Here is a 21,006-nt window from a genome sequence, read left to right on the forward strand (position 1 = left end):
GAAAAAACTATTCAAAAAAACTCCCTGTCTGATCACAGCCCCTGCGGCCCCTCTCTCGGGGTCGGTAGCGCTCCAACGTCTTCAACGCAGGATAACGGCTCACCCCCGAGAGCGCCCCTTGACATGATGGCGACGTACCGAGACAAGCAGTCGAGCGCATTAGAGAAATATCTAATTTATGGTTATCAGAGATTTCTCGATTGATTAGAATACGTTATCCGAAGGCATCGAGTCCGCTCGCTCGTCGATGACGTACCACCGGAACGTTGCGATTTCATGTCCCGATTCCTGGCGTAATCCGTTGAAAGTGCGACAAGCTTCCTGGAGCTCAACGGGCCACACTGGTCAGGAGAGTCAGTCGATACCATACGCAGGAGGAGCGCAGGCATGTACAAGAAGATCATGGTGCCAGTGGACCTGGCGCACTTCGATGTGATCGAGCCATCGTTACAGGTGGCGGCAGACCAGGCCAAGCACTATGGCGCCGAGGTCTGCTATGTGGCGGTCACCGCCACGACGCCCAGCAGCGTCGCCCATAATCCCGAGGAGTATCAGCAGAAGCTGGAGGCCTTCGCCCAGGAGCGGGCCAAGGTCCACGGTCAGCCGGTGAGCGCGCGCGTCATCACCTGCCCGGACCCCATCGCCGACCTCGACGACGTGCTGATCGATGCCATCGACGAGGTCGGTGCCGACCTGGTGATCATGCCGACCCATCCGCCGAAGCACCTGGACGTCGTCATCCCGTCCCATGGCGGCAAGGTCGCCACCCACACCAAGGCTTCGGTGTTCCTGGTGCGCCCCCTGCAGGATTGACGCCTACACTTCGCACCTCGACGTCGACAAGGAGAGATTCCCGTGACGAACAACCACAAAGCTCCAGAGGCGGCCGCGCCTTCCGAGGGCATACCCGCCCCCGAAGGCCCGGCCAACCTCATCGATACCGACTACGTGATCGGCCAGGACAACATCACCGCCAGCCCCCTGGGGATCAACCTCGACCTGCATGGCAAGGTCTTCACCTTCTCCTCGCTGGTGATCCTGTTCTTCGTGATCGTCACCCTGGCCTTGCAGGACCAGGTGGAACCGATCTTCAATGCCATGTTCAGCTTCCTCACCGGGAACCTGGCATGGTTCTTCCTGCTGGCGGCCAACATCTTCGTGGTGTTGTCCATCGTGTTGATCTTCACCCCGCTCGCGAAGGTTCGGATCGGCGGCGCCCACGCCACCCCGGACTTCAGCTACCTGGGCTGGTTCTCCATGCTGTTCGCCGCCGGCATGGGCATCGGCCTGATGTTCTATGGCGTCTCCGAGCCGATCACGCACTTCGACACTGCCATCGGCGGCACTGCCATGGAGGACGGGGTGCGCACCGACTGGTCGCCGCTGGGCGCGGCCGCCGGCAACCAGGAGGGCGCCATCTCGCTGGGCATGGCCGCCACCATCTTCCACTGGGGCCTTCACCCCTGGGGCATCTACGCGGTGGTGGCGCTCGCCCTGGCGCTGTTCTCCTACAACAAGGGCCTGCCGCTGACCATGCGCTCGATCTTCTACCCCATCCTGGGGGAGCGCATCTGGGGCTGGCCGGGCCATGTCATCGACATCCTGGCGGTGTTCGCCACCCTGTTCGGGCTGGCCACCTCCCTGGGGCTGGGTGCCACCCAGGCCACGGCGGGGCTGGGCTACCTGTTCGGCGTCCCCGCCACCAACACCACCATGGTGCTACTGATCATGGGCATCACCGCCGTGGCGCTGGGCTCGGTGGTGCTCGGCGTCGAGAAGGGGGTACAGCGCCTCTCCCAGTTCAACATGATCCTGGCTGCCCTGCTCCTGCTGTTCGTGATCGCCGTCGGCCCGACCCTGATGATCGCCACCGGCTTCTTCGAGAACCTGCTCTCCTACGCCGTGAACCTCCCGGCGCTCTCCAACCCCTTCGGCCGTGAAGACGCCAACTTCTCCCAAGGCTGGACCGCCTTCTATTGGGCCTGGTGGATCGCCTGGTCGCCCTTCGTCGGCATGTTCATCGCCCGGGTCTCCCGCGGCCGCACCGTGCGCGAGTTCCTGATCGCCGTGCTGTTGGTGCCGTCCATCGTCTCGGTGCTGTGGATGACCTCCTTCGGCGGCACCGCCATCGACCAGGCCGTCAACCAGGGCTTCGACGGCGTCCGGGAGGCGGCGCTGGAGCTGCAGCTCTTCCAGATGCTCGGCCAGCTGCCGCTGACCGCGATCACCTCCTTCGTGGCCATCGTGCTGGTGATGGTGTTCTTCATCACCTCCTCGGACTCCGGGTCGCTGGTGATCGACTCCATCACCGCCGGCGGCAAGGTCGACGCGCCCAAGCCCCAACGCATCTTCTGGGCGATCATCGAGGGTGCCGTCGCCATCGCCCTGCTGCTGGGCGGCGGCCTGACCGCCCTGCAGACGGCGGTGATCACCACCGGCCTGCCCTTCACCCTGGTCCTGCTGGCGGCCTGCTACGCCATCGTCAAGGGCCTGATGAGCGAGCCCAGGAGCGCCTGACCGTCGACCCGTAGTTTCGACCCCCACGAAAGGCGGCCCGCGGGTCGCCTTTCTCGTTGTCGACCGGCCCCTCGCCGACGACTGCTCGCAGCGAGCGGCCCGGACAGGGGCGGTGTCGACGGTTCGCTACACCGGGTGTCACTCGACAGCGGGCGATGTCGACGGTTCGCTACACCCGGTGTTGCCGGGCGTCGATCGCCCCTCCGCCGGAGCCCCCTGTGGCCTCCCCCGGTCGCCCCCCGGCCCCCATATGGCGGGGCTTGCGGCGAGAGCGGCGTCCCGGCATGGCGCCTTCCCTTCCCACCGGTTCTGGCCCCCGGAAGCTCGCCTCGCCCCTGAACCAAAGCCCAAGCTGTTGCCTAGAGGCGACGGATTTCATCCCCTCCGGCCTCTTCCTTCCTTTCACGCCTTATCAACTCACCACGCAATAGCCTGATAGTAAAGAGAATTTCTTTATTGGCGCGATTATTGCTCCCTTACCGGCATACACACGTTTGCATTCACTCCTCGTTGTCCATCGAGACACGAGGCAACGCAGAACGTTCACGCCCAAGACAAGGAGCAACGACGCCCATGAAGATCACCATCTTCGGTTCCGGATATGTAGGACTCGTCACTGGCGCCTGCCTCGCCGAGGTCGGCCACGAGGTGATGTGCGTCGATGTGGACGCCGACAAGGTGGCCCGCCTCAGCCAGGGCGAGGTGCCGATCTACGAGCCGGGGCTCGAGGCGCTGATCCACGAGAACCTGGAGGAGGGTCGGCTGCACTTCACCAATGATGCCAAGGCGGCGGTCGATTTCGGTCAGCTCCAGTTCATCGCCGTGGGCACGCCCTCCGACGAGGACGGCAGCGCCGACCTGACCCATGTGCTGAAGGTCGCCGAGACCATCGCCACCCACATGACCGAGTACCGCATCATCGTCGACAAGTCGACGGTGCCGGTGGGGACCGCCAGCAAGGTCGAGCGGACGGTCGCCGCGACCCTCGAGGCCCGTGGCGTGGACCTCGAGTTTGACGTCTGCTCCAACCCCGAGTTCCTCAAGGAAGGCGCCGCCATCGAGGACTTCTCGCGCGGCTCGCGCATCGTGGTGGGCACCGAGTCCGAGCGCGTCCGCAAGGTCATGCGCGAGTGCTACGGCCCCTACAACCGCCAGCGCGACAAGCTGATGTTCATGGGCGTGCGCAGTGCCGAGCTGACCAAGTACGCCGCCAACGCCATGCTGGCCACCAAGATCAGCTTCATCAACGAGATCGCCAACCTCTCCGAGCGACTGGGCGCCGACATCGAGGAGGTACGCCACGGCATCGGCAGCGACCCGCGCATCGGCTACCACTTCATCTATCCGGGCTGCGGCTACGGCGGCTCCTGCTTCCCCAAGGACGTCAAGGCGCTGGCGCACACCTCCGAGGCGGCCGGCTACCCCGCCGAGCTGATCACTGCCGTCGAGCGGGTCAACGCGCGCCAGAAGAGCCGCCTGTTCGAGATGCTCAGCCAGGCCTTCAACGGCGACCTGGCCGGCAAGACCATCGCGCTGTGGGGCCTGGCCTTCAAGCCCAATACCGACGACATGCGCGAGGCCCCCAGTCGCGCCCTGATGGAGGCGCTGTGGCAGGCCGGAGCCCGGGTGCAAGCCTATGATCCCGAGGCCGCCGAGGAATGCCTGCGCATCTATGGCAACCGCAACGACCTGGACGTGACCGAGCATCGTGACGAGACCCTCGAGGGCGCCCATGCCCTGGTCATCTGCACCGAGTGGAAGGCCTTCCGTACCGTCGACTTCGCCAAGCTGCGCGAGCGGCTGATCGAGCCGGTGGTGGTCGATGGCCGCAACCTCTTCTCGCCCCAGAGCGCCCGGGAGGCCGGACTCACCTACTACGCCATCGGCCGAGGCGCCTCCGTCCGTCCCGTCGTGTCCTGAGAGGCATCGATATGTCGAAGCTCCCAGACCACACTTCCGTCGCCAGCAAGGCGACGGAGCTGACCGCCCTGCTGCTGCTGCTGGCCCTGCTGGTGGTGCTGCTCACCGAGCTGCCGTCGGAGGTCTTCTCCCCGGCGTCGAAGAGCTTCTTCTTCGCCATCGGGGTCGTCGGTGCCTGGCGCTACTCCTGGTGGTTCGCCCAGGCCCTGCGCTCGGTGTGGTACAACCGGCGCATCTTCCCGCAGCTGAGGGCCGCGGCGGATGCCGCCGGAGCCGTCGCCAGGCCCAGCGAACTGTACGTGCTGTGCACCTCGTTTCGCATCGACCCCGACGTCAGCTACCGGGTCTACGAGGCCCTGGTGCGCGAGGTCCGGGACTACGGGGTACCGACGACGATCTTCGCCTCGCTGTCCGACCGCACCGACGTCGACATCATCACCCACGTGATGGAGGACCTCGGCTGGCCGGACAACGTCGAGCTGCGCTACATGTTCCAGAAGGGCGACGGCAAGCGCTCCGCGATGGCCGAGGTGCTGCGTGCCATCTCGCGCCGCGCGCCGGCGCCGGACGCCCTGCTGGTCTCGATGGACGGGGACATCCTGCTCGAGCCGGACACCCTGTCCCGCTCGCTGTCCTTCTTCCAGAGCAACGAGGACCTGGGGGCACTGACCACCAACAACAGCGCCATCGTGACCGGCGGCGATGTCACCAAGGAATGGTACGACCTTCGCTACGCCCAGCGTCACCTGGTGATGAGCTCGCTGTCGGTGTCGCGGCGCCTGCTGGTACTGACCGGCCGCTACAGTGCCTTCCGCCTCGACCTGGCCACTCATCCGAGCTTCATCGAGCTGGTGGAGAACGACCATGTCGAGCACTGGCGCTTCGGCAACTTCAAGTTCCTCTCGGGGGACGACAAGTCCACCTGGTACTGGCTGCTCAAGAACGGCTGGCGGATGCTCTACCTCCCGGATGTCTACGTCTCCGGGTTCGAGGAGCTGCCGGATCGCCGCCGCTTCTTCAAGTCGACCACCGACCTGATGCGTCGCTGGTACGGCAACATGCTGCGGACCAGCGGCCGGGCGATCGCCCTGGGCCCCCGCCCGATGGGCATCTTCACCTGGTGGAGCCTGGTCGACCAGCGGCTCTCCATGTGGACGACCCTGATCGGCCCCATGGTGGCGATCCTGGTGACGCTGTTCGTGCGCCCGTCGTTCATCTTCGCCTATGCGCTGTGGATCCTGTTCACGCGCAGCATCTCGACGCTGATCCTGGCCTGGCAGCGCGGTCGTTTCAGCCTACTGTGGATCCCGCTGATCTACTACAACCAGGTCTTCGGGGCCCTGCTCAAGACCTATGTCAGCTTCCGTTTCAATCGCCAGAAGTGGTCGCGCCAGGGGATCTCCGCCGGCGAGCCCAGCGACCCGGTCGCCGTCAGCCGACAGCGACGCATGGGGCACGTGCTGCATGGCTTCTTCGTCGCCGTGATGCTCTACGTGCTGCTGCTTGCCACCGGCGTGCTGCAGCCTCCCGATCGCATCGCCATGGCCATCCTGCAAGGCCCGGTCCCCGGCGAGGCGCAGGCCGCGAGCGAGACGCCGGGCGCGGGAACGGCCAACCGCTGGCTGGCGATGACCCTTGCCGATGGCTCGGCCAGCGGCGCCGTCATGCTGCCGCCGGAACGCCTGAGGCTGGACGAGGGCCTGCTCGAGATCTTGGCCACCACCGACCGCATGAGAACCGAGCGCCTGACGGGGGCGGCCGGCGACCGGACGACCACGCTGGAGATCAGCCCCGCGCTGGCCCGCCATATCCGCGACGCCAATGGTCGCCCCCTCGACGGCAGCGGGCTCGCGACCTGCAGCGCGTCGCCGGGCTGCGCCCTCGCGCTCGACGACCGCACGGTGAGCCTCGTCGACCTGAACATCAGAGTGCAACCGGGCCGCTCCTGAAGACGCAGGCAGGAGCCAGGAGACCCTCTTAGGAGACACCCATGACCGACTATTACGCCGATGATCACGAACGCAGCGAGCCCACGCTGGGCGGTCAGCGAGACGACTCGCCACCCCCCCCGGAGAGCCACCCGGCCAAGCATCGCCCGCAGACACCGGGCGAGGGCATCGCCCACGAGCGCCGTGACGAGCGGCGCTATATCCGCGTGGCCCGGACCTTCCAGGTCAAGATGGAGGACGGCACCCGCTTCGACGGGGTCGATCTCTCCCAGGGTGGCTTCGCGATCCACAGCGAGCGCCCCATCCGCACCGGGGCCAAGATCAAGGCCTCCCTGCTGATCCTGGCGGGCGGTGCCGAGCTGATCATTCCCGTGTCCGCCGAGTGCCGGCATTGCACGGCGACGGCTCAGGGCCGAAGCCATACCGTGGGCTTCGAGATCACCGATATCGCCCCGGGCCACCTCGAGCTCCTGCGCCGCGTGATCCGCGCGAGCCTGAGCGGCCGCGAGGTCGACGTGGAGGGCCTGATGGCCGGCGAGGACCCCCAGACGCCGCGCAAGCGCCGCAGCGGGGCGGGTATGACCACGCCCCAGTCCGCCCAGCGCCCGCCCAAGCCGCTGGGCCGTTATGTGGCACTGTTCATGGCCTTCGGCGTGCTGGCCCTGGTGGCGGCCGCCACGGCCTATCGCAACTTCATGCTGATCGAGCCGAACTTCGCCGCGGTGACGGCCCCGCGGATCGACATCCGGGCCCCGGGGCCGGGCATCCTCCAGGCCCATGACCTCCAGGCCGGCGACCGCGTTGAACGGGACGCGAATCTGACCAGCGTCAAGAACGTCGACCTGGAGTCGGACCTGATCCTGGCCACGGCGGCCCAGCGCTTCAACAGCCAGCTGATCGAGAACCTGCAGAGCAGCCTCGACTCCGGCAGCGGCCAGGTCAGCCTGGCCAACTCCGCCGAGCCGGCGAGCGGCGAGGCGATGAGCTTCGAGACAGTGCCCCCCGAGGTCGCCCGCGCTCGCATCGACCAGTTCGAGACCGCCCGTGACTTCCAGAGCTCGCGCATCGCCGCCCTGGAGGCCCGGCAGTCCCAGAACGAGATCTATAGTCCCTGCGACTGCCTGGTGGCCTGGGCCCTGAGCAGCTCCGACGGCACCTACATCAACGAGAGCGAGCGGGTCATGACGCTCATCCGCACCGGCGAGAACGACATCATGGTCGAGGCCCTGGTGCACATGGACGACATCGACAACATCGATCCCAACCAGAAGGCCTATATCTCGCTGCCGCACACCTCGGGGCCGATCAGTGCCCGCGTGCGCAGCGTGGCCCTCGACATCGAGCGCCAGCCGCGTGCCGGCTTCCCCAGCTGGGTCCGTCAGCAGCAGAACGTGGCCAGCGTGCTGCTGGTGCCGGAGAAGCCGCTGCCGGCGGACGCCGTCGGTACGCCGGTCGACGTTCGCTTCACCGAGGCCCCGCTGATCGGCACCACCGCCGAGTGGATCTGGCAGGGCGGGCGCGCCGTCGGCCAGCTGTTCGGTGGCATCTTCAACCTGTTCACCGGCGACGACCCAGAGGACCAGCGCAGCGACACCCTCAGCCAGACCGGCTGAGCCCGTCCGCAGCGTCCAACTGAAGACCGCGGCCGCCCGCCGGGCGGCCCCGACCGGAGCCCGATATGTCTCACGACACTCTCCCGAACGGCAAGCGTCACCTCGCCATGCTGATGGCGGCCCTGCTCCCCGGCCTGGCCACCCCGGCCCTGGCCGAGAGCGCTGACGGCAAGAACCTGTCGGTGCCCAGCGAATCGGCCTGCTCGACCCGCTATCCGCTGGTCGCCTCCCCCGCGCCCGCGCCGCAGGCCGAGGATGCCAAGGCCGCCGTGCGTGACGGCTTCGGCACCCAGAAGGATTGGGGTACCGAGGACAACGTCGCGCTGCTCTCGGCCAGCGAGACCGGCCTCGACGAGCCCGGCCTGCGGATCCTCTATCCCGAGGGCACCTCGTCTCCCGGCGATACCGAGAAGGGGGGGGCCGGTTTCTATGCGGCGCCCGACGCCCTGGACGGCGCCGAGCGCGCCTGCCTCCAGTACCGGGTCCGCTTCGAGCCGGGCTTCGACTTCGTCAAGGGCGGCAAGCTGCCCGGCCTGTTCGGCGGCGAGGCCCCCAGCGGCGGCGAGGAGGCCGACGGCGAGAACGGCTTCTCGATGCGCTACATGTGGCGCGAGAACGGCCAGGGCGAACTCTACGAGTACGCCGTCAACCAGGACAAGGAATACGGCAAGTCGGTGGGCCGGGGCCTGTGGAGCTTCCCTACCGGGCAGTGGGTGTCCCTCGAGCAGGAGATCATCCTCAACGACCCCGGCCAGGCCAACGGCGTGGCCCGCGTGTGGGTGGACGGGCGACCGATCCTCGAGCAGCGGGGCATCACCTATCGCACCAGCGAGGCGGTGACCATCGACGGCCTGATGTTCTCCACCTTCTTCGGTGGAGATGGCGAGGACTGGCGCACGCCCCGTGACCAGCATGCCGACTTCGCCGGCTTCCGCTTCTATGCCCCCCGATCCTGACCGGCCCGACGGGCCGCGCCGACGGCCCGTCCCGACACCGCTTCACAAGGAGCTCCGATGCCCATGACCCAGTTCACCGGCCTTCGCCGCGCCTCCCTGCCCCAGCGTCTGCTTTCGGGGCTGTCCCTGGCCCTGTGCGGCCTGGGCGCGGGGGGGCTCCCCGCGGCTCAGGCGATGACGCTCGAGGAGCGAGCCGAGCTCGACCTCTCCGAGTACAAGGTGACGGCGCCGGATGCCTCGTACCTCGATGTCGAGGCGCGTATGACGCTGCTCGAGGACGTCGACAACGCCATCCTGCTGCAGGAGATCGACAAGCTGTCGACGGGGACCAGCTGCCAGCAGCTGCTCGCCTACGATCCCATCGACACGCGGATGCGGATCCCGGGCTACTACCCGAGTCCCGAGGAATGGGAGCTGGCCTCGGAGCCCCTCTTCCAGTTCGAGGACAGCGTCTCCCAGCTCGCTGGCAGCTACGTGGCCACCGGCGATGACTACTACGCCGAATGCCTGGTGCGCTTCCTCGACAAGTGGGCCCAGGAGGACGCCCTGACCAACTACTACTACGACCCCATCGAGCCCCAGGCCTGGTTCGCCACCGAATCGATGATCTTCGCGGCCGCCATGGCCTACTCGGTGGTCCGGCCCGAGATCGAGGGCATGCAGGAGGAACGGAAGCGCATCGAGGCCTGGCTCAACGACCTGGCCCACCAGCATGCCGCCATCCCCGGTCAATCGATCGGTAGCTGCTGCAATAACCACTTCTACCGCCGCGCCCTCTACGGCACCATGGTCGGCGTGCTGACCGAGGACGACGAGCTGTTCCGCTTCGGCGTCAGCGCCATCTACTCGGCCCTGCACGACCTCACCGAGGAAGGCGCCCTGCCCCTGGAGGTGTCCCGCGGCCGGCGCGCGACGCACTACCAGAACTATGCCCTGCTCTACCTGATCACCAACATGCAGATCATCTCCCGTCAGGGCTACGACATCTTCGATCTGGAGGTAGAGGGCAACACCATCCACGACGCGGTGGACTTCGCCCTGGAAATCTTCGAGGACCCGGCGGCCCTGGGCGATATGGCGCCCCTCGAGCAGTACACCGGCTTCCTCAAGGACAACCAGTACTTCTCCTGGATGGAGATCTACCAGACCCGCTACCACGACCCGCAGATCGCCGAGTTCATCCGCCGGATGCGCCCCATCTACAACCGCAGTGCCGGTGGCTACATCACGCTCTACTTCATGGAGCCCGATGCACAGCGGAATATCGTCATGGATGAAAAGCAGCGCGAGGACGCCGCGTTCAAGGGCCTGGGAGAGCAGTGATCACTCCCTCGCCCCCATCCATTACTTCGAGGCAGACCGATACCATGACCAAGACCACACCCACACTTACCCGCACCGGCCAGTCTCCCGGGCTGCGACTGGCCGCCTCGGCCGGCCTGCTGGTCTGGCTGGGTGGCTGTGCCGCGCTCCAGCAGCCCGACCCTCATGTCAGCGGCCCCGTCCCCGCCCAGTACGAGGACTGGTTCGACGGCGGCCAACCACGCAACCTCGAGTGGATGCACAAGAACAAGGTGGAGAAGGCCAACCAGCTGATCGAGGCCGGCAAGCCCTTCGAAGCCATCGCCCAGATCGAGTCACTGATGCAGCAAGGCCTGCCCCAGGCCTACTACGAGATGGGCAAGATCTTCGACCAGGGCAAGGGCGTGGAACCCGACCCGGTACGGGCGGCCAATCTCTATGCCGAGGCCATCAAGACGCCGTCCTACATCCTCGGCAACGCCTCGCTGAACCTGGCCAAGCTGTATCGCGAGGGCGAGGGCGTCGAGCGCAACGACGTGCTGGCCTATCACCTGATCCAGCAGGCCATGGACGAGGAGGTCGGTCCCCGGGCCGAGGTCGCGCTCGCCGAGCTTCTCGCCCGGGGCGGCGAAGGCGTCAATGCCGACCCGGCGCTGGCCGCCTCGTACTACCGCAAGGCCGCCGAGGCCGGCAACGAGGAGGCCCTGCAAGCCCTCGCCGAGGCCCACCGTCCCGGGGGCTGGCTGCAGGCGGACCCGAGCCGTGCCCAGGACTACGCCCAGCGCTATGCCGAGGTCCTGGAGCGCCGCGCCGGCGCCGGCGACGTCGACGCCATGGCCAAGCTCGCCGGCATGTACACCGCGGACGGCCTGCTCGGCGACCAGCCGCAGCGGCGCATGGAGTGGCTTACCAAGGCCGCCAACGCCGGTGACTCCGATGCCCTGAGCCAGGCCGGACGTGCCCTGCTGGAGGACGGCAACCCGCGCCAGGGCCTGACCATGCTCGAGCAGGCCGCCCAGAACGGCGATGTCGCCGCGATGGAGACCCTCGGCAAGGCGCTCCTCGAGGGCGAGGGCATTCCCGCGCGCCCCGACCAGGCCCAGCACTGGCTGAGCGCCGCCATCGCCCAGGACTCGGTCGACGCCAAGGTCACCCTGGGCCGCGCCCTGCTGCACGGCGAGGGCCTGCCCTCCCACCCGCAGCGCGGCGTCGAGCTGCTCGAGGAGGCCGCCGACCAGAACGATGGCCTGGCCCTGGCGCTGCTCGGCGACTACTACCTCGATGACACGACCGGGAGCAGCCAGCCGCTGGTCGCCCTCGACTACCTGAAGCGTGGCCACCAGCTGGGCCATCCCTACGCCACCCAGCAGTTGGGGGCGCTCTATCTGGAGGGACGCGGGGTGCCGGCGGACGGCCAGCAGGCCGCCACGCTGCTCAACGAGGCCGCCGACAAGGGACAGACCGCCGCCCTGCGCATGCTCGGCGAGGCCTATCTGGAAGGCGAGGTGCTGCCCTACCACCCGTCCCAGGCCGAGGAGCTGCTGACGCGGGCGGTGGAGAGCGGTGACGTGTCCGCGAAGACGGCCCTCGGCGCGGGCTACCTCGAGGGCACCTTCAAGCAGCGGCAGCCCTCCCGCGGCGTGGCCCTGCTGGAACAAGCGGCCCGCGAGGGCGATGCCTACGCCATGGTGGTCCTGGGCCGCGCCTACCGCAAGGGCGAAGGCGTGCCCCAGGACCTGCGGACCGCCAAGGACTGGCTGACCCGGGCCCGGCAGGCCGGCCATCCGTCCGCCGAGGATGCCCTGGCACAGCTGCGCTACGACCAGGGCGACGCCGGCGACATCGAGGCACTGATCGAGGCCGCCGAGGCGGGCCACCCCGGCTCCATGGCGAGCCTGGGCGAGGCCTTCCTCACCGGCCGTGGCGTCCAGCAGAACCTGAGCCATGCGCGCGTCTGGCTGCAGCGGGCCGCCCGCGAGGGACACCGGGGGGCGATGGCCGACCTGGGCCGCATGTACCTCAAGGGGCAGGGCGTCCGCCGCGACCCCACCAAGGGCGCCCAGTACCTTCAGCGTGCCGTCGCCTCCGGCCATGCCGGCGCCCGCGCCGACCTGGGTCAGGTCCTGATCTCCGGCAACGGCCTGCCCGCCGACCCCGAACGCGGCATCCAGCTCCTCGAGCAGGCCGCGGCGCAGGGCCACGGCGGCGCACGCCTCGACCTCGCCGAGGCGCTGCTCTCGGGCGAGCACGTCGCCCAGGACACCGAGCGTGGCCTGGAGCTCCTGACCAGCGGGGCCGAGGCCGGCGATGACTACGCCGCCCAGTTGCTGGGCGAGGCCTACCTGGAAGGCAAGGGCGTGGCCGTCGACCCGGCGCAGGCCAAGAAGTGGCTCGGCCAGGCCAGCGACGCGGGCAACCTCTCGGCCCAGACTCTGCTCGGCACGGCCCTGGTCCGCGGCGGGGGAGGCATGACGCCCGATGTCGCGCGCGGTCGTCGGCTCCTCGAGCAGGCCGCCGAGCAGGGCCATTCCGGCGCCCAGGCCACCCTGGGACGCGAGCTGCTGCGAGGCGAACACCTGGAGCTCGACACCCGCCAGGGGGCCGACTACCTGCTGTCCGCCGCCCGCCAGGGCCACGAGACCGCGCGTCTGGCGCTGGCCAAGGCCTATCTCACGGCCAACGGCCTGGAGAACGCCAACCGCGAGCAGGCCCTGCTGTGGCTCGACGAGGTCATGGAAGGCAACAGCGACATGGCCGTACAGACGCTGCACGACCTGCTCTCCGACGAGGACGCCATGGACGCCCTGCAGCAGGCCTCCGCCAAGAGCTGACCCCGGGGGAGCCCCGCTCCCCCTCCCCGCCACAACGCAACAGGCCGGCAGTCACCTGCCGGCCTGTTGTCGTCTGGGCTCGGGCGGACGGCTCAGCCGCCGAAGGGATTGCGCAGCACGATGGTCTCGTTGCGGTCCGGCCCGGTGGAGATGATATCGATGGAGGTCCCCACCTGCTCCTCGAGGAAGCTGATGTAGGCGCGGGCATTGGCCGGCAGGTCCTCGACACGCTTGGCGCCCAGGGTCGACTCGCTCCAGCCCGGCAGGTCCTGGTAGACCGGCTCGACGGCCTCGTAGCCTTCGGAGTCCACCGGGGTGTCCAGCACGTCGCCATCCTTGCTGCGATAGCCCACGCAGACGCGGATGTTCTCCAGGCCGTCGAGCACGTCGAGCTTGGTCAGGCAGATCCCCGACACGGAGTTGATCTGCACGGCATGGCGCAGGGCCACGGCGTCGAACCAGCCGCAGCGACGCGCCCGGCCGGTGGTGGCACCGAACTCGTGGCCCTTCTCGGCCAGGTGGCGGCCATGCTCGTCGAACAGCTCGGTGGGGAAGGGACCGGAGCCCACCCGGGTGGTGTAGGCCTTGGTGATGCCCAGCACGTAGTCCAGGTACAGCGGACCGACGCCGGACCCGGTGGCGGTCCCGCCGGCGGTGGTGTTGGAGCTGGTGACGAAGGGATAGGTGCCGTGGTCGATATCCAGCAGCGAGCCCTGGGCCCCCTCGAAGAGGATGTTGTCACCGGCCTTGCGCACGTCATGGACCAGGCTGACGGTGTCGCAGACCATCGGCCGCAGTTCCTCGGCCATGCGCATGGCGTCGTCGAGGACCTGCTGGAAGTCCACCGCGGGCTCGCCGTGGTACTGGGTCAGCACGAAGTTGTGGTAGTCCAGCACCTCGCCGAGCTTCGAGGCGAAGCGCTCGCGGTGCAGCATGTCGCCCAGGCGCAGGCCGCGACGGGCCACCTTGTCCTCGTAGGCCGGGCCGATGCCGCGGCCGGTGGTGCCGATCTTGGCCACGCCGCGGGCCTTCTCGCGGGCCTGGTCGAGACGCACGTGGTAGGGCAGGATCAGCGGACAGGCCGGTGACAGGCGCAGCCGCTCGCGGACCGGCACGCCCTTGGCCTCCAGTTCGCGAATCTCCTCGATCAGCGCTTCCGGCGACAGCACCACGCCATTGCCGATCACGCAGGTCTTGTCGTTACGCAGGATGCCGGAGGGGATCAGGTGCAGGACGGTCTTCTCGCCGTCGATGACCAGGGTATGACCGGCGTTGTGACCGCCCTGGAAGCGCACCACCGCATCGGCGGATTCGGTGAGCAGATCGACCACCTTGCCCTTGCCTTCGTCACCCCACTGGGTGCCCAGTACGACTACGTTCTTGCCCATAGTGCTCTCGTCTCTCGTTGCTGCGCCGCCGGCTGTCGGGCCGGTGTCGATATCGTGTCTGCCTGACCGTTCAGGCCTGATCGGTGGACGGCGCCAGCGGCGCCACCTGCCAGCCGCCGTCGGCCTGAACCAGGCGTCGATGGCAGCGATGTTCCGCGGGGCCGGTACGCTGTCCCGGCAGCGCCTGGACGACCCGCTCGCCCTGCTGGCGCAGGGCATTGATGGCCTCGGCCAGGCCATCCCCCTCGACCGGTGCCCAGATGCCATCGTGACGCGGCTCGCTGGGTATCAGGGAGGCCAGCAGCTTGAGTTCCAGGGAGAAGCCGGTGGCCGGCCGGGCCCGACCGAAGGCGCGCCCGGTGTCATCGTAGCGGCCGCCCTTGGCCAGCGCCTGGCCATAACCGGGCACGAAGGCCGCGAACATCATCCCGGTGTGGTACTGGTAGCCCCGCAGCTCGGCCAGGTCGAAGTAGAGGTCGACCTCGGGATGCTCGGCGGCCACGCCCCGATACAGGGTCCGCAACTGGTCCAGTGCCGCCGCCACCGCCTGGGGCGCCTCGGCGAAGGCCTCGCGGGCCTCGTCGAGCACCTCGGGGCCGCCATGCAGCTCGCCCAGGGCACACAGCATGGCCGCCAGCGTCGGGTCCGCCACGCTGGCCTCGACCCGGGCGGCCAGTTCCCCCGGCGACTTGAGCTCGAGGGCCTCGAACACCGCCTTCTCCTGTTCGGGGGCCAGGTCGGCGGCCTGCACCAGGCTGCGGTAGATGCCGATATGACCGATCGCCAGGTGGACCTCGCCGGCCCCGGCGGCCTGCAGGCTGGCCAGCGCCAGGCGCAGGATCTCCACGTCGGCCTCCAGCCCGGCATGGCCGAACAGCTCGACCCCCACCTGCACCGGACTGCGACCGCCCTGGTACTGGTCGGCCTTGGCGCGCAGCACGGTGGTGCAGTAGCACAGCCGCACCGGCCCCTGGCGCTTGAGGGAGTGGGCATCCATGCGCGCCACCTGGGGCGTCACGTCGGCGCTGACGCCCATCATGCGCCCGGTCATCTGGTCGGTCAGCTTGAAGGTCTGCAGATCCAGCTCGGTGCCGGTGCCGGTGAGCAGGGAGTCCAGGAACTCCACGGGGGGCGGCATCACCTGATCGTAGCCCCAGCGGTGATAGAGGTCGAGCAACGCCCGGCGCAGTTCCTCCATGCGGCTGGCTTGGGGCGGCAGTACCTCGTCCATGCCGTCGGGCAGCAGCCAGCGGTCAGCGATGGTCATGTCGTTCTTCCTGCAAGACGGTGATTGGCCTTCGGCAAGCCTCGCGGCATGACGTGGCAGGGGCGCCGGAGGAGAATTGCCGGGAGTGGAGAGGCCACAAAAAAACCGGGCCACGCCCGGTTACAGGAGTCTATCACGTTTGGGGACGGGATGAACCCCATGGGGGGCGGCGCACAGGGCTATCGCAGTTAGCGTTGCCGCTCGGGGCTGATCCGTCGACAGGTCTACGAGGGGGCGCTGTGAACCCCTCCCTGGGCGCTACCGACGCCATCCCTGGCGTAGGACCCCCTCTACGACCTGCCCCCCGGCGCCCCTCGCCACTCAACTGCGATTGCCCTGGGGCGGCACGGGCCGCCCCTCATGGTCGTCACTCGCCGGATTGGGGCCTGGGGCTCTTGAGGTACTGGAAGAAGTCGCTGGAGGGATCCAGCACCAGCATGTTGCCGTCGCCCTGGAAGCTCGACCGGTAGCCCTCGAGGCTGCGCCAGAAGGAGAAGAACTCCTCGTCCTTGCCATAGGCCTCGGAGAAGATCGCCGCCGCCTCGGCGTCGCCCTCGCCACGCAGGGTCTGGGAGCGGGCGTTGGCCTGGGCCAGCAGCACCTGACGGCGGCGATCGGCGTTGGCGCGGATGCGCTCGGCCTCCTCCTGCCCCTGGGCGCGCCACTCGCGGGCCTGCCGCTCGCGCTCGGAGCGCATGCGGTCGTAGACCGCCGAGGAGACATCCTCGGGCAGGTCGATGCGCTTGACGCGGATGTCGAGGATCGCCACGCCGAGTTCCTCGCGCATCAGCTTGTCGAGATCCTGGGTGGGCCCGGTCATCAGATCATCGCGCCTCTCGGAGATGATCTGAGTGAGATTCAGGCGACCGAACTCGTTGCGCAGGCTCTCGTCGACCCGCGGCTGGATCAGCCGCACCGCCTGCAGCTCGTCGCCGGCCGTGGCCTCGTAGTAGCGGGTCGGATTGACCACCTGCCACTGGACGTAGGAGTCGACGATCACCGCCTTCTGCTCGAGGGTCAGGTAGCGGCTGGGGTCGGTGTCCAGGGTCAGCACCCGGGTGTCGAACTTGCGGATCGTCTGGGTGATCGGGATCTTGACGTGCAGCCCCGGCTGGATATTCTCCTCGATCACCTCGCCGAAGCGCAGCTTCACCGCCCGTTCGGTCTCGTCGACCACGTAGAGGCTGTTGCTGGCCAGCCAGGCCGCGGCGGCCAGGCCGCCGACGATGAGCAGGGATCGGTTGTTGATCATGATTAACGGCCCTCCCTGCGGATTCCGTTGCTGCTGGTGTTACGGTTGCCGCTGTCAGCGGACGACTGGCTGCCGCGCAGGCGCTCGAGGAGCTGGGGATCCAGCGACTCCGAGTCGTCGCCACCCTGGCTGGCGGTGCCGGTGAGACCACGACTCAGGCGGTCCATGGGCAGCACCATCAGCGGGCTGTCCCCGTCCACGTCCACCATGACCTTGGACGTCTCGCCATAGACCTCGGAAATGGTATCGAGGTAGAGGCGCTCGCGCATGATCGCCGGCGCATCCTGGTACTGGGTCAGCAGCGCGTTGAAGCGGTTGGCCTGGCCCTCGGCCTCGGCCACCACCGATTCGCGATAGCCCTGGCCCTGCTCGACCAGACGCTGGGCCTGGCCCTGGGCGGCCGGAATCACGGCGTTGGCATAGGCCATGGCCTGGTTGATGGTGCGCTGACGATCCTCACGGGCGCGGATGACGTCGTCGAAGGCATCCTGCACCGCGTCGGGCGGCGAGGTGGACTCGACGTTGAGGGTCTGCAGGAGGATCCCCGTGCCATAGCTGTCCAGGTAGGACTGCAGGCGGCTGGTCACCGAGCTGCCGAGAATCTCGCGGCCCGACGTCAGGATGTCGATCATGTCGGTGCCGCCGACCACGTGGCGCAGGGCGGAGTCCAGGGCGTTCTCCAGCGACAACTCGGGGTTGCGCACGTTGAGCACATAGCCGCGGGGATCGGCGACCTGATACTGGGCCGAGATCTCCACGGAGACGATGTTCTCGTCCTGGGTCAGCATCGACTGGGTCTGGGTGATCGAGCGCACCCGGGTCACGTTGACCATGCGCACGTCATCGATCAGCGGCGGGTTCCACTGCAGGCCCGGGGTGACCACTTCCTGGAACTCGCCGAAGCGCAGCACCACGCCACGCTCGGACTGATCGACCAGGTAGAAGCCGGAGGCCGCCCAGATGGCCAGCGCCACGATCAGCAGCAGGCCCGGCAGGGCGAAGGCATTGCGCGGCTTGCCGCTGCCCCCCGACCCGCCGCTGCCGCCGCGCTTGCCGCGACCGCCCAGCATGCTATTGAGCTTGTCCTGAAACTTCTTCAGGGCCTCGTCGAGATCGGGGGGACCCGGGTTGCCACCCCCCTTGCCTCCACCGCCGTTGCCGCCACGGCGTCCCCCGCCACTCCAGGGGTCGTGCTGGTTGCCGCCACCGGGCTCATTCCAGGCCATACGTCGTCTCCACTATGCGTTGCGTTCCACCGCGCCGGGTCCGCGGGCGGTGGGCATCGGTTGCGATCCTTGTGGCGCCGGCCGCCGCGGCCGGCGCCCGAAGGCGACTCATTGTTGTTCCCATACGGGGCGATCCCGCAGCGCCTCGGGCAGGTAGTCGTCGGCCCGCTCGCCGAGGCGCGCCATCAGCTGCAGGAAGTCACGCCGCGGCAGGCGGACCTCCAGCAGGGTGCGTCCCTGGTCGTCGAAGCGTTCCTCGCGCACCGCCCCCAGCTCGTGCAACCCGGCCCGCAGCCTGCCCTGCTCCGGGGCCAGGGTGACGTCGAAGTCGATGATGTCGTCGGCCAGGCACTCGGAAAGCGCCTGTTCGAGCAGCTCGAGCCCCCGGTCCTGCTGGGCGGAGAGCCACACCACCTCGGGACGCCCCTCGCCATCGCGCTCGATGCGCGGGGCGCTGTCGAGCAGATCGATCTTGTTCATCACCTTGAGGGTCGGCACGTCCAGAGCACCGATCTCGTCCAGCACGCCTTCCACCTGGTCGACGTTGAGTTCGCGGTCCGGGTCGGCCGCGTCGATCACGTGGACCAGCAGGCTCGCCTCGGCGGCTTCCTGGAGGGTGGCCTGGAAGGCCTCCACCAGCTTGTGGGGCAGGTGCCGGATGAAGCCCACGGTGTCGGCCAGCACCACCGGCCCCACGTCCTCGACCTCGAGGCGCCGCAGCGTCGGGTCGAGGGTAGCGAAGAGCTGGTCGGCCGCATAGACCCTCGAGGCGGTCAGGGCGTTGAATAGCGTCGACTTGCCGGCGTTGGTGTAGCCGACCAGGGAGACGCTGGGGATCTCGGCTCGGGAACGGGCCCGACGGTTCTGGCTGCGCTGGCTGCGCACCTTGTCGAGGCGCTTGTGGATCGCCTTGATGCGGCCGCGCAGCAGCCGACGGTCGGTCTCGAGCTGGGTCTCCCCCGGCCCGCGCAGGCCGATCCCGCCCTTCTGCCGCTCCAGGTGGGTCCAGCCGCGCACCAGCCGGGTCGACATGTACTCCAGCTGGGCCAGCTCCACCTGCAGCTTACCCTCGTGGGTCCGCGCCCGCTGGGCGAAGATGTCGAGGATCAGGCCGGTGCGATCGAGCACGCGACACTTGAGCGACTGCTCGAGGTTGCGCTCCTGGGAAGGGCTCAGGGCATGGTTGAAGATCACCAGCTCGGCATCATGGACCGCCAGCGCCTCGCGGAGCTCCTCGACCTTGCCCGAGCCGATGAAGGACCGCGGGTCGGGCCGCCCGCGGCTGCCGCTGAGCAGAGTGGCCGGCTCCGCACCGGCCGAGCGCACGAGCTCGAGGAACTCACCGGGGTCCTCGCGCTCCTGCTCGTCCTGGAAGTCGACATGGACGAGGACCGCCGTCTCTCCGGCGTCGGGGCGTTCGAAAAACAATCAATACCTCACGCGTTGCTGTCCGACGGCGCGGGGGCGTCAGGGGCCGGCAGGCGCACGTTGCGCGACGGCACGACCGTGGAGATGGCATGCTTGTAGACCATCTGGCTGACGGTGTTGCGCAGCAGGATGACGAACTGGTCGAAGGATTCGATCTGTCCCTGCAGCTTGATGCCGTTGACCAGGAAGATCGATACCGGAATGCGCTCCTTGCGCAGGATGTTCAGGTACGGATCTTGAAGGGACTGCCCTTTGGACATGTTGCTCTCCGTGAGTTGTCTCTGGGATGGTTAGTATTTTAGGTGCTCGCCCTTGGAGGGGACGACACGGGCTGACCGACGGGCCCGTTCAAACGGCCACTCGAAACGTTCATCTTACGCTAACTACCGAATTTGCGCACCAGTTTCAGGACCTCGCCGAGGGGATCGTCGCCCAGGGCGTCGACCCGGTGCAGCCCCGGCCAGCGCCGCATCCAGGTCAGCTGTCGCTTGGCCAGTTGGCGGGTAGCGACGATGCCCCGATGGCGGAACGTCTCCCGATCAACGCGGCCATCCAGGTACTCCCACCCCTGACGATAGCCCACGCTCTTCATCGAGGGCAGCCGCGGGTGCAGGTCACCGCGGGCCCGGAGGCCCGCCAGCTCGTCGAGGAAGCCCGCCTCGAGCATGGCATCGAAGCGCCGCGCGATACGCTCATGCAATACGCCTCGGTCGCCAGGGATGAGCCCTATCGACAGCGTCCGCCAGGGAAAGGTTTCCGGGCGCTGTGCCTCCCAGAGCTCGGTGAGCGCTCGGCCGCTGACCCGATAGACCTCGAGGGCCCGCATCAGGCGCTGTGGGTCGTTGGGGTGGATGCGCGCGGCGGCCGCCGGGTCGACCCGGGCCAGTTCCGCGTGGAGGCCGGCCAGGCCCAGGCGCTCGGCGTCGCGCGACAGCGCGGCGCGCACCACCGGGTCCGCCGAGGGCAGGTTGGCCACGCCCGCCAGCAAGCGCTGGAAGTACATCATGGTGCCCCCCACCAGCAACGGCACCCGGCCGGCGGCGGTGATGGCCGACATCTCGCGGCGGGCGTCCTCGCGGAATTCCGCCGCCGAGTAGGGCTCTGCCGGGTTACGGATGTCGATCAGCCAGTGCGGGGCCCGGGCCAGCTCGGAGGCGTCGGGCTTGGCACTGCCGATATCCATGCCGCGGTAGACCATGGCCGAGTCGACGCTGATCAGCTCGCAGCCCAACCGCTCGTGCAGCTCGATGGCCAGATCGGTCTTGCCGGCGGCGGTGGGGCCCATCAGGAAGATGGCCGGGGGGCGGGTGTCGGACATGGGCTGTTTGGGCATTCTCTTGGCTTCTCGATGAGAAGC

15 protein-coding genes are annotated in these 21,006 nt (G+C 68.2%); 8 read left to right on the forward strand and 7 right to left on the reverse strand.

Annotated features, from left to right (window positions below; translation table 11 throughout):
- Nucleotides 1-387: 387 nt before the first annotated feature.
- The 8 genes from FHR97_RS09195 (at nucleotide 388) to FHR97_RS20500 (ending at nucleotide 13,088) form a co-directional block, all read left to right on the forward strand.
- Nucleotides 388-813: a universal stress protein gene (locus FHR97_RS09195; protein WP_183383500.1), complete on the forward strand. Its 426-nt coding sequence runs from the start codon at nucleotides 388-390 to the stop codon at nucleotides 811-813.
- A gap of 42 nt (nucleotides 814-855) precedes the next feature.
- Nucleotides 856-2,517, forward strand: a complete 1,662-nt coding sequence (locus FHR97_RS09200) for a BCCT family transporter (RefSeq protein ID WP_425486076.1) — start codon at nucleotides 856-858, stop codon at nucleotides 2,515-2,517.
- Nucleotides 2,518-3,090: 573 nt separating this feature from the next.
- The gene (locus tag FHR97_RS09205) at nucleotides 3,091-4,437 is read left to right on the forward strand and encodes a UDP-glucose dehydrogenase family protein (RefSeq protein WP_183383501.1); all 1,347 of its coding nucleotides are present in this window, start codon (nucleotides 3,091-3,093) and stop codon (nucleotides 4,435-4,437) included.
- Nucleotides 4,438-4,448: 11 nt separating this feature from the next.
- Nucleotides 4,449-6,386 (forward strand): glycosyltransferase, encoded by a 1,938-nt coding sequence (locus FHR97_RS09210; RefSeq protein ID WP_183383502.1) that lies wholly within the window; start codon nucleotides 4,449-4,451, stop codon nucleotides 6,384-6,386.
- A gap of 41 nt (nucleotides 6,387-6,427) precedes the next feature.
- Nucleotides 6,428-7,999, forward strand: a complete 1,572-nt coding sequence (locus FHR97_RS09215) for a PilZ domain-containing protein (protein ID WP_183383503.1) — start codon at nucleotides 6,428-6,430, stop codon at nucleotides 7,997-7,999.
- 65 nt (nucleotides 8,000-8,064) lie between these two features.
- On the forward strand, nucleotides 8,065-8,955 hold the full coding sequence (locus FHR97_RS09220) for a polysaccharide lyase (protein ID WP_183383504.1): 891 nt from the start codon (nucleotides 8,065-8,067) through the stop codon (nucleotides 8,953-8,955).
- Between the two features lie 63 nt (nucleotides 8,956-9,018).
- The gene (locus FHR97_RS09225; RefSeq protein WP_221187747.1) at nucleotides 9,019-10,278 is read left to right on the forward strand and encodes an alginate lyase family protein; all 1,260 of its coding nucleotides are present in this window, start codon (nucleotides 9,019-9,021) and stop codon (nucleotides 10,276-10,278) included.
- A gap of 44 nt (nucleotides 10,279-10,322) precedes the next feature.
- On the forward strand, nucleotides 10,323-13,088 hold the full coding sequence (locus FHR97_RS20500) for a tetratricopeptide repeat protein (protein WP_183383506.1): 2,766 nt from the start codon (nucleotides 10,323-10,325) through the stop codon (nucleotides 13,086-13,088).
- Nucleotides 13,089-13,180: 92 nt separating this feature from the next.
- On the opposite strand, the gene FHR97_RS09235 is transcribed toward FHR97_RS20500, so the two are convergent.
- The 7 genes from FHR97_RS09235 to miaA form a co-directional block, all read right to left on the reverse strand.
- On the reverse strand, nucleotides 13,181-14,476 hold the full coding sequence (locus FHR97_RS09235; protein WP_183383507.1) for an adenylosuccinate synthase: 1,296 nt from the start codon (nucleotides 14,474-14,476) through the stop codon (nucleotides 13,181-13,183).
- A 70-nt stretch (nucleotides 14,477-14,546) separates the two neighbouring features.
- Nucleotides 14,547-15,743 carry an ATP phosphoribosyltransferase regulatory subunit gene (locus tag FHR97_RS09240; RefSeq protein WP_183383508.1) on the reverse strand — a complete coding sequence of 399 codons (1,197 nt, stop codon included), beginning with the start codon at nucleotides 15,741-15,743 and terminating at the stop codon, nucleotides 14,547-14,549.
- A gap of 367 nt (nucleotides 15,744-16,110) precedes the next feature.
- Nucleotides 16,111-16,995: a protease modulator HflC gene (gene hflC, locus FHR97_RS09245; RefSeq protein WP_183383509.1), complete on the reverse strand. Its 885-nt coding sequence runs from the start codon at nucleotides 16,993-16,995 to the stop codon at nucleotides 16,111-16,113.
- 2 nt (nucleotides 16,996-16,997) lie between these two features.
- A complete protein-coding gene (gene hflK / locus FHR97_RS09250) occupies nucleotides 16,998-18,221 on the reverse strand; it encodes an FtsH protease activity modulator HflK (protein WP_183383510.1) in 1,224 nt (407 codons plus the stop codon).
- A gap of 108 nt (nucleotides 18,222-18,329) precedes the next feature.
- Entirely contained in the window at nucleotides 18,330-19,649 is a 1,320-nt protein-coding gene (gene hflX / locus FHR97_RS09255; protein ID WP_183383511.1) for a ribosome rescue GTPase HflX, read from the reverse strand.
- 8 nt (nucleotides 19,650-19,657) lie between these two features.
- Nucleotides 19,658-19,909, reverse strand: a complete 252-nt coding sequence (gene hfq / locus FHR97_RS09260) for an RNA chaperone Hfq (protein ID WP_126485610.1) — start codon at nucleotides 19,907-19,909, stop codon at nucleotides 19,658-19,660.
- A 119-nt stretch (nucleotides 19,910-20,028) separates the two neighbouring features.
- Nucleotides 20,029-20,967 (reverse strand): tRNA (adenosine(37)-N6)-dimethylallyltransferase MiaA, encoded by a 939-nt coding sequence (gene miaA, locus FHR97_RS09265; RefSeq protein WP_183383680.1) that lies wholly within the window; start codon nucleotides 20,965-20,967, stop codon nucleotides 20,029-20,031.
- Nucleotides 20,968-21,006 lie beyond the last annotated feature (39 nt).

It is taken from the genome of Halomonas stenophila, assembly GCF_014192275.1.
In the GTDB taxonomy this organism is placed as follows: domain Bacteria; phylum Pseudomonadota; class Gammaproteobacteria; order Pseudomonadales; family Halomonadaceae; genus Halomonas; species Halomonas stenophila.

Excerpts from the sequence above, each read along its gene's own strand:
- FHR97_RS09195 (WP_183383500.1), top strand. The coding sequence starts at position 388 with ATGTACAAGAAGATCATGGTGCCAGTGGACCTGGCGCACTTCGATGTG.
- FHR97_RS09205 (WP_183383501.1), top strand. The coding sequence starts at position 3,091 with ATGAAGATCACCATCTTCGGTTCCGGATATGTAGGACTCGTCACTGGC.
- FHR97_RS09210 (WP_183383502.1), top strand. The coding sequence starts at position 4,449 with ATGTCGAAGCTCCCAGACCACACTTCCGTCGCCAGCAAGGCGACGGAG.
- FHR97_RS09215 (WP_183383503.1), top strand. The coding sequence starts at position 6,428 with ATGACCGACTATTACGCCGATGATCACGAACGCAGCGAGCCCACGCTG.
- FHR97_RS09220 (WP_183383504.1), top strand. The coding sequence starts at position 8,065 with ATGTCTCACGACACTCTCCCGAACGGCAAGCGTCACCTCGCCATGCTG.
- FHR97_RS09225 (WP_221187747.1), top strand. The coding sequence starts at position 9,019 with ATGACCCAGTTCACCGGCCTTCGCCGCGCCTCCCTGCCCCAGCGTCTG.
- FHR97_RS20500 (WP_183383506.1), top strand. The coding sequence starts at position 10,323 with ATGACCAAGACCACACCCACACTTACCCGCACCGGCCAGTCTCCCGGG.
- FHR97_RS09235 (WP_183383507.1), bottom strand. The coding sequence starts at position 14,476 with ATGGGCAAGAACGTAGTCGTACTGGGCACCCAGTGGGGTGACGAAGGC.
- FHR97_RS09240 (WP_183383508.1), bottom strand. The coding sequence starts at position 15,743 with ATGACCATCGCTGACCGCTGGCTGCTGCCCGACGGCATGGACGAGGTA.
- hflC (WP_183383509.1), bottom strand. The coding sequence starts at position 16,995 with ATGATCAACAACCGATCCCTGCTCATCGTCGGCGGCCTGGCCGCCGCG.
- hflK (WP_183383510.1), bottom strand. The coding sequence starts at position 18,221 with ATGGCCTGGAATGAGCCCGGTGGCGGCAACCAGCACGACCCCTGGAGT.
- hfq (WP_126485610.1), bottom strand. The coding sequence starts at position 19,909 with ATGTCCAAAGGGCAGTCCCTTCAAGATCCGTACCTGAACATCCTGCGC.
- miaA (WP_183383680.1), bottom strand. The coding sequence starts at position 20,967 with ATGTCCGACACCCGCCCCCCGGCCATCTTCCTGATGGGCCCCACCGCC.